This is a genomic window from Pristimantibacillus sp. Z349TD_6 (genome assembly GCF_056173205.1).
This window is the reverse complement of the sequence record NZ_CM149662.1, coordinates 1257501-1271142: the sequence shown is the minus strand read 5'-3', so window position 1 is coordinate 1271142 and position 13642 is coordinate 1257501. Positions and strand designations below refer to the sequence as shown.

The following is a 13642-nucleotide window of genomic DNA, read 5'->3' as shown; positions in this document are numbered from 1 at the left end:
GACGCTACTCTCTCCTCTTCCGCAAAATCGCACCCTGCGTCGTTTGTATACCGTTCACTCCATCGCCGATTGCGACAAATTGGCTTTCCATAGATTGATCTTTAATCGTTTCGAGCAGCCACTCTTGAAATTCCGCTCGCCCAAGCTCCCATTTATGGTCATCATGCCGGAAGTCTTCCAGCTCATAATAAGCATTAAACTCTGCATTCGGTGTTGTCAGCACAAAATAATCAAAATCAACATGTTCGCATATTTGCCGTATCAGAACAGCTGCCTCATTTAGGCTCATATGCTCAATAACCTCGGTCAAAATGACATCCACCTGCTCGCCGTTATAGGCCTCTAGAAAGTGTTCAATGGAAGGAAAGGTAGCGATGTTGTCCAGTTCCTTTGCTTTCGCTTTCCGCTCTACCACCTCTAGCAGCGGCTCATGGATATCAACCGCGTAGTAGCTGTCTTCAATCTTGGACGCAAATGGAATCGCATAGAAACCTTCTCCACACCCTACATCGAGAATGGCCTTATTGAACGGAAGCACGCTTCCGATATAGCTTCTCCGCTGCTGAGCCGTCCCGCCGAAGGAGAGTTGAACCGCATAACGTTCTGTTTTCTCCAGCTCTTCTTTATATTTCTTGAACCGGTCTCTTGAAGCTAGAAAATTGCGGGCAAACAAGCTTCGTATATAAAAGGGCGCGTCAATAATTTGAATACTCTTCACATATTTAATCAACACATCATCAGAAATATCGATATATTCGTCGCTGAACATCGAAAGGAAGAGACAAAGCACACTAACAACATGCATAAGCTCATATAACGATTTATGCGTCTTAATGGTAAGCGAATAGCTCTTATGCGCCAGGTGTACAGCTTCAAATGTATAGTCGGTAAGATGTTTCTCAAAAAAATGAATATATCGCAAGAGCTCAATATGAATCATATTGATATGGAAGGTATGCTCGTATTGCTCCGTGTCACTCGAATGCTGCGCTTTGAGCGGCGCTGCAAAAAATTCATTAATCGCTCCCAGTACAAAGAGCGGCGTATTATATCGCGATACATTGAGGTACTCAAATTGGTCCTGCCTATGCTGCTTGTATGAAACCTCATTGTCAGCATCCTTAAAATAAACGTTGAAGGTTGCTTCATCGGTATACCAGCCGTAGGCCATTCCTTTGCGAACAGCGCGCAGCAGCATGCCTGACCCCGGATTTTTTCTAATGACGAACGAAAAGCTTGGGTTCGTCGATTTCACTTGCACGATAGCCATCCTTAACTTCCCCTTACTTGTCAATTTAAAGCAACACTATTTAATCCCAAACCTCTTGTAATGCGCTGCGGAACAAATCATCAAGCTGATTGTCCTGCGCAGTTCCCCCTTGGCCCATTGCGAATGCGATTTGTTCAAAATGAACCATTCGCTCCTCCAAATAGGTATTAATAACTTGAAGCCTAGGCTCATAATCGAGCTCGTCGCCCGCTTTTTTCCTTCGCAGCAATTGTTCAACCGTAGCCCTCAGCTCACTCTGCTCAGGAATAAGCGCCTCTACTAAACGATCAAATTCGATTGGAGGCATCGAGTTGTACTTCGCAATCCAGCCGCAAGCGAGAATCGGCCTTAGCACATAAAAATACTTTTTTATTTTTACTTGCTCGCCTTGCAGATACTCTCGGTAGTTCCCTTTTGCCATATGGAGATAATGGTACATGCATGACTTCGGCGAGAAAGATAACGGAGAGGCGCTGCGGATTTGTTTGGCTACTGAGTATTTCGTAAAGTATGGAATCGGTGATTGCAGCCATTCGAGCAGCGGCGGATTCGACTTGCGAAACAGATTAAGCGCTTTGCGCAAATCCCAGCCGTTTATATCGAGAAGATCACTTATAGGCCGCTCGATTACATCTCTTTTGTCAAATATCGATAAATACCATTCCACCGGCCTGACATAAATAAATCGAACGTCGTAATCGCTGTCCTTAGAAGGGAAACCCCACGCCCTGCTTCCTGATTCGCACGCATAAACGATGCGAACCTGTTCCTCCCGCTCGATTTTACCCAGTTCCAGCAAAATATTTTCATGTATGTTGGTCATTCTAGACACTCCTTTACTCAGCTTCTTCTTGCAAAAAAAAAAGACCATGGACAAGATCGTCCATAGTCTAGGAAAAAGAATAGTCAGCAATGCAGCTAACACGAGGTCAGTACACGCTTCCCTTCAAATACCAAACAACGGGTCCGAGGAGTGGAGCTATTCTCTTTGCTTAAATTAAAAGAATTGGATTGTTCATCATTTACGTTAACTAGCTGTACTTCTAGATATTGGTTAAACATTCTCCTCGTCCCCCTTCTTTTCCTTTATTTACGTTCCTTTGACAGCAGCTAACGGTTTGCATTTCGCTACAACCTGCGCAAGCCCCGCACCGACTACACTCTCAATGATTTGATCTACATCCTTGTATGCCTGCGGTGATTCATCGACCAGCGATTCCATAGAGCGCTGGTTTACGACGATTTCATCATCCGTGCCTACACGCATTGCAATAGCCACCTCTTCTACCGATACGAGCTGCTTCGTTGCGTTACGTGACCTGATTCGTCCTGCGCCATGACAGATGGAATAGTGATTCGCTTTCCCTTCAGCGCTTCCGACCATAATATACGAGGCAGTGCCCATCGATCCTGGTATAAGCGCCGGATGCCCCGTGCAAAGGTAAGGCTCAGGGTTATCCGGATGTCCTGCCGGCAGCGCTCTTGTTGCACCCTTCCGATGCACGAAAAACGATTGCTCATCCTGCTCTTCCTCCCATGCGTAGTTATGCATGAGATCATACAGCGTGCGCAGCTCAAATTTGGAGCCGAATACATCCTTGCCAGCCTCCCTGACAGCATAAGCAATCAAGTGGCGATTCACGACCGCATAATTTAAGGCCGAGTACATGAGGTTGACATACGTTTGTCCGAGCGGATGGGATAACGGCGCATATAGCAGCTTAGGATCCGCGGTGCCTATGCCTTCCTGACGCATCATTTTGGCAATGTCCGTGCTGCAATATTGACTGACCGCACCGCCCCAAGCCCGCGAGCCAGAATGAATCATAATGACCACTTGGCCGTCGAACAGCCCCCATGCTTCGGCAATTTCTCTGTTTTCCTCGGCAATTTCAATCGTTTGAATTTCTACAAAATGATTGCCGCCGCCAAGTGTGCCGAGCTGGCGATGCGCGCGATGCCAGACAACTTCCGGAAACTTATCCAGCACCTCTTCGTCAAAATCAAAGCGGCTGCTTTCCACATGGGTTAAGGAGGTTGCTTTGCGCGGCGTGTAGGCATCAGGAATATATTTTTTCGGCAAGCCGTGCAAGCCCTTCTTCACGATATTCTCAAGTCTAATATCTGAGAAGTAACCTCTTGCATGCTCCTCGACTGGCATATATTTCTCAATAGCCTTAACCAGCTTGCGACGCAGCTTCACTTCCTTCAAATCATCCTTATGCAGATTTGTAAGCTGTACGCGCATCCCGCATCCGATATCGCTGCCTACGATGGAAGGAGATACGTAGCCATCACTCGCATTCCATACCGCTGTTGTACCGATACAGGTTCCCACGCCAACATGCACATCAGGCGTATAACTCATATATACTTGATTCGGTATTTGTAAGTTGTTGTTCGCCATTTCAAACACTTTATAATCCAAGGACGCGAATAGCTCTGGTCCTGCATAAACATGCACCTGCCCCGAAGGCAGCTTTACTTGCTGATAATACGTTTCTTTCATATCCGATAATCTCCTCAAAATTCAAATGAACACAAAAAAGCCATGGACCCCAAAAAGTCCATGGCTTAATCTTGCGCCTTTATTTCCCAATCATTGCAGCTTGCAGCATACAAGATTTTAGAAAATAGTCACAGGCCCCGTAGAGGCCGATGAAATGGACTTGCTATATTTAGTTGCATGATTACGTTCAAAATTTAGTCCGAACATTGTCATCGACCTCCTTTCATTTGATTTACATCATAATAATCTGATCACCCAACTTCTGTCAACACATTTATAATAAACCAAAAATAAGATGCTCGAAGGAGCATCTTATTTTCACGGATAAATAACTTATAAATGAGCCAATAAGTTTGCGCGTACTTCAGCCAGCGTCAAATCGCGAACTAGCTTCCCATCTTCAAACACTACTTCCAGCTGATCCTCTGCTTTACGAGCTTCATATTCCTCTGCGCTAAGATTGTCAGTATAGGCAAATTCCCCATCCTGCTTCGTAACGAGGACAAGACCTGTCTGCGACTTCTTCACGCCATTATCTGTTTTGGGATCCTTATAGATTTTGCGCTCCTCGCCATTCACAATGGTAAACGTCGATTTTAATGCGAAGCCGAATGTATCCCGCGTGTTGTACTGGTAAGTAAACGAACCGATACCATACACCATATTCGTCGATGCAAAACCTTTTGCTGCCAGCTTCTCGCAAATTTCCTTGCAGCGCGAAATCGTAATCGCATCTCCATAGATTGCCCCGATGTGGCTATCTAGCTGCTTATACCCCTTCTCCGTAACCGTGCCGCCAAAAATATCCCAGAGTATTTCAATAACGCCTTTGCGCTCGAATTCACTCTCACCATCCGGGTCGCCGCAAATGATTTTGACCGGATCTCCGCTGTCGGGACGAATGACCACCTTGCCGTCCCTGCTCATAATATCATCCTTCAAGCCGCGAATGACCACGTCCAGCACACTCCATAAATCCCAAGTATCCGACACGATCGAGACAAAGTCATTTGGGTATACCTCTTTGATCAAATAGCGGTACGATGCCATCTCATCGCGTCCGTGCGCGCACATAACGCTGTGCTCGGTTGCCGGAATCGACGTACCTACCAATTCTTTTTCTATATTCGCATTATAATAGTTTTCCAAATACAATATCGCTGGTATCGTATCTGTTCCCGTGAACGATAGGAGATGGCCTGCGCTGCTGCCGAGCGCCGATTCAAGCGCACCCATGCCGCGCATCGAGAAATCATGACCTTGGAACGGTACGCCTGCTGTATCGCCGTTTGTCTGCAGCGCATAGGCTTCTAAAATTTTGCGATATTCAAAAGCTAGCGTAGCGCTCGTAGCCGGCATCCACAGCTGGCACGACATCAACGTCTCCAAATAGTTCGTCAGCCAGAAAAATTCCGGCTTCGTGTTCTCAATAGTCAGCATTGGTACTCTTATCGGTACTAATGCACCTTCTTTAATCGCCTTAATCTTGATCGGCAAATATCCAAGATCGTGCAGCTCCTCAATATGCGATGCATCGGGATTCGCTTCTCCAAGCGCATATTGAATGAGCCTCTTGTACTCATGCGCTACCTCTGCCTTTGTTCTTGCAAAGAAGTGCTCATTAAAATAATCGATGAGATATTGTTTGATAAACGATTGGAAGCCAAAAGCGACAACCTCGTTAATATCATCTAGTCGGCTTGTGCGAGCGGTCCACGTCGAGTAAACGAGCTCCGTTCCTTTTGGATACTGATTTTTATGGCTCACCTTGTAAAAGTCACATAGCAGCGTAGCTGGATAAACAAATCTTTGCGTCATCTTATAGGCCTCCCATTGCGAATACGTGAATTTTGTCATGCTCTGCTTGATGAAGTATGGTATCGGTCGTGTACACCTTATCAATAAGATCCGTTTCTAATATTTTCCCTTTGTAGATCGAATGCTCGCAGTGTCCTACCAGCAAATAAATATGCGTGGCTCCAAGTGCCTTCAGCTTCTCTGCGCTAAGCATAAACGTGCCGCCATACGAACAAAGATCATCAACAATGATGGCCTTAAAGCCCTCACTCGGGGTATGTCCAACGACATCCAGACTCTTGATTTGGCCGGTCTGAAAATCTCTCGCTTTGTAGCCTACCAGCTGCTGGTAGCCTTGAACCTTGCTGTAACGTTTCTGCGCCCCTGCATCAGGGAAAAAAAGATAGTCCTTCTCCGAATCAAAACCTACTTCGTTCGCGACTTGCTCAAGCAGCTGAATCGTTGGATATTTGCCGATACTGCGATCGATCAGCGCCAGCGATACATCGGAATGCGGCTCGATAATCGTAACCGACTCAAAGTTCATGTTATTGATAAAGGCAGCTGTATATTTTAACGTAAAGGCAGAAGTACCTTCGACTCGATCCATTCGGCTGTACGGCAAATAATAAATGGTCAACGTACATTTAACGCGCCGATCATCGAGATAGCTCTTGATGAACATCAGCTTAACCAGATCGCCATCATTCTCATATTTCCATACGATCGTATTGAATTCCGCCATATGCGTAAGAATTTCATCGCCATTTATGAGCGTCTCCCCATTCGGAAACTGTTTTAACCCAAGCTCTACTCCATTAAACTTCAGCATGACATCACTCTCCTCGTACGCGTTCAGCTATAAATAGACAATCTTGGCTCTTCCTTTGAAAAAAGGTACAATTGCGCTGCTCGCTGCGAATATTGATTGGATTGCTTCGGATTTCCATTTGCGTCCGTAGCCTCCTCAATAATCGTGCTGCGACTTTTCGTTGACGTCAATTTGCGAATGAAATTTTTCTCCTCAAAGTCAGGAACAACCGTTTTTATTACCTGATACAGCTCACTAAGCGTAAACTCCTCTGGCAGAAACTCCTTCGCTATCTTCGTAGTCAGCATTTTCTTGCGAATCTCTTGCAGCGCGTCGGTCAAGATTTGCTTATGGTCAAACGCCAAATCCATTTGAAGCGCTTCTTCGACTGTAAACAATTGCACATCTGATGCATCCACAGCCGCAGCTCTTTTCTCAAGTGTACATTCGTTAACGAGAGCTAGAAATGCATGCGAGATAATCCAGCCCCTTGGATCACGGCCAGGCGTGCTATACACGTTAAAATATTCAATATGCACGTCCTCAACCGCTGTCTCTTCTTGCAGCTCGCGTATAGCACATTCATATACCGTCTCATTTTCCATCGTAAAGCCGCCTGGCAGCGCCCACTGCCCTTCGAAGGGCCATATGTTCCGCTTAATCAGCAGCACCTGCAGCTCCCTCGTAGGCAGCGCCTTCTTAGGCGTTTGCCTTTCTGTCGTTACGATCGTAAAGATGACGATATCTGCTGGTGCGCCATCAGGTGATCGGTAATGATCTGCTGCGTAATTGGATTCATTTTCGACCATTGCTGCTGCACTCCGATCTGTTTCATTTTTTCGATTTGATATTATCATAATGACATTATTAAATTCCTTTGTCAACGGCTGATGTGAAAAATAGGCAATTAGTCACGAATAAGGGTATAAAAAAAGAAGCGGCTGCACGCCGCTCCTGTTATATTATTTCGTTTCTATAGCATCCGCAGGGTAGACGAGTCCAATCTGCTTTCTTGCCTCATCCATAATCTCCAGCGTCACGAGTGAATTTGCAAACGTGTTAATGGATGACTCCGTACGGCCAGCTTTAATCAGCTCGATAAATTCCTTCGCTTCATAGTACATCGACTTGCTATTTGAAGGCTGCGAAATATTTTCGCTTGTCCCGTTGCGGTATTGGATTTCAACCTTCCCTATTTCACTGATCTTGTCGATTACGATACTGCCGTTCTCCCCTTGAATCTCAGATGGCAGCGATGAATGTGTAATTTTGGAATACATGATGACCGCATCCATGCTCTCATACTGAAGAACGATGCTTCCTTCCCCATCCACGCCAGAGTCCAGCATGACACCAGTCGCTTTAATTACATCCGGCTTGCCAAATAAGGCTACAAGCGGGTAGACGCAATAAATGCCAAGATCCATAAGCGCCCCGTTTGAGAATACAGGGTTAAAAGCATTAAGCACCGTACCCGCCTTATAGGCATCGTACCTAGACGAATACTGGCAATAGCTCGCAAAATAACGCCGTATCGTTCCAAGCTTGTCGATGTTGTCTTGTACAGCCTTAAACCCGGGCAGCATCGTCGACTTTAACGCCTCCATGAGCAGCACGCCGTTTTCCTTCGCAGCCGCAATCATCTGGCGCAGCTCATGCGCATTCGAAGCGATCGGCTTCTCGCAGAGCACATGAATGCCATGCTTCATGCAAGCAATCGCATGAGCGGCATGAAATGAGTTTGGACTAGCAATGTATACCGCATCAATTTGTCCACTTGCCGCCATCTCTTCGATATCCGTAAATGTAGCAGCAATACTATGTTTTTCCGCAAATGTACTCGCTGTTTCTATCGAACGCGAATAGACAGCAGCTAGTTTGAAATCTTCGACCTCGCTCGCTGCAGAAATAAATGACTCCGTAATCCAGTTTGTACCGATAACGCCGAATCTGATCATAATCGTCTCTCCTTGAAAAATAGATTTATTGGCTAATCGCTTATTATATTTTTATGAAATGAGGAAAGTCTTCTTCTGTTTATTATAGCCATGCCAAGGACTGCCTGTCCAAATGATTCAGCTGCATTTTGACATTTTGTATAATCTGTATTAACATCTCTAATACAAATGATACTTTATTGCTAGGGGTGATCCGATGATTATGACGCTCGACTACAACAGTGATATACCGATCTACGTCCAGCTCCGCAACCAAGTTGTCATCGGAATTGGCGTAGGCGGACTCAATTATGGGGAGAAATTGCCAACGGTAAGACAGCTCGCCGATGATTTAGGGGTAAATGCCATGACCGTAAACAAAGCCTATGCCCTTCTCAAAAACGAGGGATACATATCTATTGATCGCCGTCATGGGGCCAAGGTACGCACCGAATGGAGCAAGCAAGCCGATTTTAGCCAAAAGCTGGAGTATGAATTAAAGCTTGTTATTTCTGAGGCTAGTCTTAAAGGTATCGAGCAAGAACAATTTATGCACATTTGCTCGAACATCTTTAAAGCCGCAATGAGCAAAAATCATCCCCTGCCAGAATAGGAGACCTTTCATGAACAATATTATTTTAATCGTTCCAGCAGCTATTGCCTACATCACTATTCTTGTTATGTTTTTGAAGCAAGCCGTACCAAGCAATCATATATTGTTTGGCGTAACATTTCCTGCACATGCCTTCGAGGATGCAGAAATGAAGCAGCTTCAAGAAAAATATAAAAAATCATATTTTGTGTATGCTGGCATTACGTTAATAACCTTAGTGCCTTTTTTCCTGCTCGATAAATACTTTTCATTAGCCTTTACTTACATGCTGCTTTGGTTTGCAATTTTTTTGTATACATCCAAACTTCCTTTCAACAAAATCCATCATAAAGCCGCTGTGCTCAAACGGGATAAACAATGGTTTGTCGGAGAAAAACGAGTGATCCGCATTGATACCAAAGTAACGCAGCTCAAAAAATCGGTGCTTGTTTCTCCTTATTGGTTCCTAATTCCCGCACTTTTATCTGTCGTCCCTATTATCGTTTCCTTGTTTAACAGCGACGTTCTCTTAAAAATGACCGGCATTGCCTCACTCGCGATGACTGCGATCTTATACGTCATTTACATTGCCTTTGGCAAAATGAAAACGAAGGTGTACAGCAAAAACCACGACATCAACGCCGCTATTAACCGCGCAGCACGTCGTTATTGGTCCATGCTTTGGCCTAGCCTTGCTGTTTTTGAGAGCATTAATGCTTTTGTTGCTTATATGATTTTAACACAGGGGAGCTCGCTGAGCTTTACGCAGTGGATGATTGGTATTGTCATGGTATCCCTCTTGCCGCTATGCAGCATCTTTTTTGTACATAACAAGATACAGGCGGTTGAAGAAAGCCTTGCCGAAACAGACGGCCAAAGTATTGTAGCCGATGACGACCACTACTGGATTAATGGCTCTACTTACTACAACCCGGATGATCAGACGATCATGGTTCCTAAGCGTGTTGGAATTGGTACAACGGTCAATATGGCAACCCGGGCCGGAAAATGGATTCAATACGGCGGCATCGTGCTTGTCCTTGTAATCGTCATTCCTTTGACTGCTTTTATTGTGCAATCTGACAATACAGCTCCTACTCTAACTATTAAAGAGGACGGTATTGTGTCCATCGATTATCCTTTATACGATTACAGCTTTAATTTAAGTGATGTTAAGGGAATTACGCTTGAAGAAACGCTCCCAAGCGGATTTAGAACAAATGGCACAGCGACAGCCGAATATGCCCGTGGCAACTTTTCCTTAGAGAAGCTGGGTGCTGCCAAGCTATATGTATTTAAAAACTCACCGCCGTACATTACCATGCAGCTTGACGGCTTAACCGTTATTTTTAATGAGAAAGACGCCGCCAGAACGAAGGAGCTTTTCGAACAACTAACGGCTAGTAAGCTTTAATGCTCATACGGTACTCAACTGCTGTTATGTTCGTGCTATTAGAACGCGTCTCCACCATACACGAATTGATCCAGAGATGCTAAAGACTGCTCGTTTAGAGGCGTGGAGTTGTCAAAATAAAGCACTGAGGATGCTGGAATGTTCCATTTCAGCTCTCTCCTCACTAAAGACGGACTAAACTCGCTCCAGTTGTCCAGCTTATACTGATCGAGTATAGATCCCCTTTGCACAATTCGTTCATAATGCACCTTGTCGTCACGGAGATAAACGAATACGACCTTTACCTCAACGTCTGATAAAGAGGCCCCGATTGCGAAGAGCTCCTGCTCAATCCAGTCCGGGGTCTCTGTTTCTTTCGTGAAGGGCCCGATTACAAATATATCGCCGTCATTAGCAATATTCTCAAGTGCAGCATCCATCGTAATGCGATAGCCTAAATCGCGGCACAGTTTCTTATAGAGACTTGAATCTCGGTCATTCGGATCAAGTCCTGCCTGCATCATAAGCGCAACAGCTGCCGGCCTAAGCACCGTATCCATATCAATAATGGCCACACTGCGCCTCTTTGCCAGCGCTTTTGCCAATGTCGTCTTGCCTGCTCCTGCACCGCCTACAAAAAATACTAATTTGCGCATCGCGAACCCCTCATCATTATTAATGTCTTATTCATAACAAAAAAACACCCTGCATTGCAAGGTGTTTTGGATGTGTAAAATTGGAGCGGAAGACGGGAATCGAACCCGCGACCCTCGCCTTGGCAAGGCGATGCTCTACCGCTGAGCCACTTCCGCATATAAATGGCTGGGGATTCAGGGATCGAACCTGAGAATGACGGAGTCAAAGTCCGTTGCCTTACCGCTTGGCTAATCCCCAACATATATTTTGTTACTCTTCTTGTAAAAGTGGCGGAGCTGACGGGATTCGAACCCGCGGTCTCCTGCGTGACAGGCAGGCATGTTGGGCCACTACACCACAGCTCCGTATGTAAGCTCGGATAAATCCGAAAGTGAAACCTTGGTTTGGTTGCGGGGGCAGGATTTGAACCTGCGGCCTTCGGGTTATGAGCCCGACGAGCTACCGGGCTGCTCCACCCCGCGTCAATTACTACTAAAGCTATTGATTTACAGAACATTCACTAATGCATGCATTAGCAAGTTGCGCCCTGAAAACTGGATACGAAAGATTAGGCTTGCTGAAGCCTTTATGCTGCTGTCTACTGGATGTATGGGTCACAGTAAACGTGTTTAGGATAAGCCCTCGACCGATTAGTATTCGTCAGCTACACACATTGCTGTGCTTCCACCCCGAACCTATCAACCTCGTCGTCTTCAAGGGGTCTTACATACTGGGAAATCTCATCTTGAGGGGGGCTTCACGCTTAGATGCTTTCAGCGCTTATCCCGTCCGTACTTGGCTACCCAGCGGTGCTCCTGGCGGAACAACTGGTACACCAGCGGTACGTCCATCCCGGTCCTCTCGTACTAAGGACAGCTCCTCTCAAATTTCCTGCGCCCGCGACAGATAGGGACCGAACTGTCTCACGACGTTCTGAACCCAGCTCGCGTACCGCTTTAATGGGCGAACAGCCCAACCCTTGGGACCTACTTCAGCCCCAGGATGCGATGAGCCGACATCGAGGTGCCAAACCTCCCCGTCGATGTGGACTCTTGGGGGAGATAAGCCTGTTATCCCCAGGGTAGCTTTTATCCGTTGAGCGATGGCCCTTCCATTCGGTACCACCGGATCACTAAGCCCTACTTTCGTACCTGCTCGACTTGTAGGTCTCGCAGTCAAGCTCCCTTATGCCTTTGCACTCTTCGAATGATTTCCAACCATTCTGAGGGAACCTTTGGGCGCCTCCGTTACATTTTAGGAGGCGACCGCCCCAGTCAAACTGTCCACCTGACACGGTCCCCGAACCGGTTTCACGGTTCTAGGTTAGAACTCCGATACGATCAGGGTGGTATCCCAACGTTGCCTCCACACAAGCTGGCGCTCATGCTTCAAAGGCTCCCACCTATCCTGTACAGATCGTACCAAAGTTCAATATCAAGTTACAGTAAAGCTCCATGGGGTCTTTCCGTCTTGTCGCGGGTAACCTGCATCTTCACAGGTATTAAAATTTCACCGGATCTCTCGTTGAGACAGCGCCCAAGTCGTTACGCCATTCGTGCGGGTCAGAATTTACCTGACAAGGAATTTCGCTACCTTAGGACCGTTATAGTTACGGCCGCCGTTTACTGGGGCTTCGGTTCACAGCTTCGGATTTCTCCTAACCGCTCCCCTTAACCTTCCAGCACCGGGCAGGCGTCAGCCCGTATACTTCGCCTTACGGCTTCGCACAGACCTGTGTTTTTGCTAAACAGTCGCTTGGGCCTTTTCACTGCGGCCCCCTCGGGCTATTCACCCTACCGAGGCACCCCTTCTCCCGAAGTTACGGGGTCATTTTGCCGAGTTCCTTAACGAGAGTTCTTCCGCGCGCCTTAGCATGCTCTGCTCGCCTACCTGTGTCGGTTTGCGGTACGGGCACCTAGATCTCACTAGAGGCTTTTCTTGACAGCCGGAGTACATGACCTTCGCTACTGCAATTTTCGCTCCCCATCACAGCCCAGCCTTATGATCGACGGATTTGCCTATCGATCAGCCTCACTGCTTGGACGGACTATTCCATCAGTCCGCGTCACTGCCCTTCTGTGTCACCCCATTGCTCAAACGATCCTCGGTGGTACAGGAATTTCAACCTGTTGTCCATCCACTACGCCTTTCGGCCTCGCGTTAGGTCCCGACTTACCCTGAGAGGACGAGCCTTCCTCAGGAACCCTTAGGCTTTCGGCGGACAAGATTCTCACTTGTCTTTTCGTTACTCATACCGGCATTCTCACTTGAATACAGTCCACCAGTCCTCACGGTCCAACTTCAATCCGTATTCAACGCTCCCCTACCCAAGTACCATACGGTACATGTCATAGCTTCGGTGGTGTGTTTAGCCCCGTTACATTTTCGGCGCAGAGTCACTCGACCAGTGAGCTATTACGCACTCTTTAAATGATGGCTGCTTCTAAGCCAACATCCTGGTTGTCTTTGCAACTCCACATCCTTTCCCACTTAACACACACTTGGGGACCTTAGCTGATGATCTGGGCTGTTTCCCTCTTGACAATGGATCTTAGCACTCACTGTCTGACTCCCGAGTAGCACGTCTATGGCATTCGGAGTTTGACTGGACTTGGTAACCCTTGGCGGGCCCCGCACCCAATCAGTGCTCTACCTCCACGACGCTCATTCCTCGAGGCTAGCCCTAAAGCTATTTCG

At 46.7% G+C, this 13642-nt stretch carries 10 protein-coding genes, 4 tRNA genes and 1 rRNA gene (1 of these 15 running past the window's edge); 2 read left to right on the top strand and 13 right to left on the bottom strand.

Annotated elements, in window-relative coordinates; genetic code table 11:
* Window positions 1-4 precede the first annotated feature (4 nt).
* The 7 genes from AC0VYE_RS05440 to AC0VYE_RS05410 all read right to left on the bottom strand — a co-directional run bounded on the left by AC0VYE_RS05440 (window position 5) and on the right by AC0VYE_RS05410 (window position 8345).
* Window positions 5-1270: a methyltransferase domain-containing protein gene (locus AC0VYE_RS05440; protein WP_475446552.1), complete on the bottom strand. Its 1266-nt coding sequence runs from the start codon at window positions 1268-1270 to the stop codon at window positions 5-7.
* Between the two features lie 40 nt (window positions 1271-1310).
* Window positions 1311-2093: a nucleotidyltransferase domain-containing protein gene (locus AC0VYE_RS05435; protein ID WP_441911758.1), complete on the bottom strand. Its 783-nt coding sequence runs from the start codon at window positions 2091-2093 to the stop codon at window positions 1311-1313.
* A 267-nt stretch (window positions 2094-2360) separates the two neighbouring features.
* Entirely contained in the window at window positions 2361-3779 is a 1419-nt protein-coding gene (locus tag AC0VYE_RS05430; RefSeq protein WP_475446550.1) for an RtcB family protein, read from the bottom strand.
* Window positions 3780-4112: 333 nt separating this feature from the next.
* Window positions 4113-5597 carry a nicotinate phosphoribosyltransferase gene (locus tag AC0VYE_RS05425; RefSeq protein ID WP_475446548.1) on the bottom strand — a complete coding sequence of 495 codons (1485 nt, stop codon included), beginning with the start codon at window positions 5595-5597 and terminating at the stop codon, window positions 4113-4115.
* Between the two features lies 1 nt (window position 5598).
* Entirely contained in the window at window positions 5599-6408 is an 810-nt protein-coding gene (locus tag AC0VYE_RS05420) for a ribose-phosphate pyrophosphokinase (RefSeq protein ID WP_475446546.1), read from the bottom strand.
* A 23-nt stretch (window positions 6409-6431) separates the two neighbouring features.
* Entirely contained in the window at window positions 6432-7196 is a 765-nt protein-coding gene (locus tag AC0VYE_RS05415) for an NUDIX domain-containing protein (protein ID WP_475446544.1), read from the bottom strand.
* Between the two features lie 153 nt (window positions 7197-7349).
* The gene (locus AC0VYE_RS05410; protein ID WP_076271710.1) at window positions 7350-8345 is read right to left on the bottom strand and encodes a Gfo/Idh/MocA family protein; all 996 of its coding nucleotides are present in this window, start codon (window positions 8343-8345) and stop codon (window positions 7350-7352) included.
* 196 nt (window positions 8346-8541) lie between these two features.
* On the opposite strand from AC0VYE_RS05410, the gene AC0VYE_RS05405 reads away from it, so the two are divergent.
* Both AC0VYE_RS05405 and AC0VYE_RS05400 read left to right on the top strand, forming a co-directional pair.
* The gene (locus AC0VYE_RS05405; RefSeq protein WP_475446542.1) at window positions 8542-8937 is read left to right on the top strand and encodes a GntR family transcriptional regulator; all 396 of its coding nucleotides are present in this window, start codon (window positions 8542-8544) and stop codon (window positions 8935-8937) included.
* A gap of 10 nt (window positions 8938-8947) precedes the next feature.
* Window positions 8948-10330: a DUF5808 domain-containing protein gene (locus AC0VYE_RS05400; RefSeq protein WP_475446540.1), complete on the top strand. Its 1383-nt coding sequence runs from the start codon at window positions 8948-8950 to the stop codon at window positions 10328-10330.
* A gap of 38 nt (window positions 10331-10368) precedes the next feature.
* Here the strand turns inward: AC0VYE_RS05400 and AC0VYE_RS05395 are convergent, their stop codons facing one another.
* From AC0VYE_RS05395 to AC0VYE_RS05370, 6 genes are all read right to left on the bottom strand, one after another.
* Entirely contained in the window at window positions 10369-10965 is a 597-nt protein-coding gene (locus tag AC0VYE_RS05395; protein ID WP_475446538.1) for a P-loop nucleotide/nucleoside kinase family protein, read from the bottom strand.
* An 81-nt stretch (window positions 10966-11046) separates the two neighbouring features.
* A tRNA-Gly gene (locus tag AC0VYE_RS05390) sits at window positions 11047-11121 on the bottom strand.
* Between the two features lie 7 nt (window positions 11122-11128).
* Window positions 11129-11203 (bottom strand) — tRNA-Gln (locus tag AC0VYE_RS05385).
* A gap of 30 nt (window positions 11204-11233) precedes the next feature.
* Window positions 11234-11310: transfer RNA gene (locus tag AC0VYE_RS05380), tRNA-Asp, on the bottom strand.
* 40 nt (window positions 11311-11350) lie between these two features.
* Window positions 11351-11427, bottom strand: a tRNA-Met gene (locus tag AC0VYE_RS05375).
* Between the two features lie 148 nt (window positions 11428-11575).
* Window positions 11576-13642: ribosomal RNA gene (locus AC0VYE_RS05370) — 23S ribosomal RNA — on the bottom strand (it continues 865 nt past the right edge of the window).

Excerpts from the sequence above, each read along its gene's own strand:
- AC0VYE_RS05440 (WP_475446552.1), bottom strand. The coding sequence starts at position 1,270 with ATGGCTATCGTGCAAGTGAAATCGACGAACCCAAGCTTTTCGTTCGTC.
- AC0VYE_RS05435 (WP_441911758.1), bottom strand. The coding sequence starts at position 2,093 with ATGACCAACATACATGAAAATATTTTGCTGGAACTGGGTAAAATCGAG.
- AC0VYE_RS05430 (WP_475446550.1), bottom strand. The coding sequence starts at position 3,779 with ATGAAAGAAACGTATTATCAGCAAGTAAAGCTGCCTTCGGGGCAGGTG.
- AC0VYE_RS05425 (WP_475446548.1), bottom strand. The coding sequence starts at position 5,597 with ATGACGCAAAGATTTGTTTATCCAGCTACGCTGCTATGTGACTTTTAC.
- AC0VYE_RS05420 (WP_475446546.1), bottom strand. The coding sequence starts at position 6,408 with ATGCTGAAGTTTAATGGAGTAGAGCTTGGGTTAAAACAGTTTCCGAAT.
- AC0VYE_RS05415 (WP_475446544.1), bottom strand. The coding sequence starts at position 7,196 with ATGGTCGAAAATGAATCCAATTACGCAGCAGATCATTACCGATCACCT.
- AC0VYE_RS05410 (WP_076271710.1), bottom strand. The coding sequence starts at position 8,345 with ATGATCAGATTCGGCGTTATCGGTACAAACTGGATTACGGAGTCATTT.
- AC0VYE_RS05405 (WP_475446542.1), top strand. The coding sequence starts at position 8,542 with ATGATTATGACGCTCGACTACAACAGTGATATACCGATCTACGTCCAG.
- AC0VYE_RS05400 (WP_475446540.1), top strand. The coding sequence starts at position 8,948 with ATGAACAATATTATTTTAATCGTTCCAGCAGCTATTGCCTACATCACT.
- AC0VYE_RS05395 (WP_475446538.1), bottom strand. The coding sequence starts at position 10,965 with ATGCGCAAATTAGTATTTTTTGTAGGCGGTGCAGGAGCAGGCAAGACG.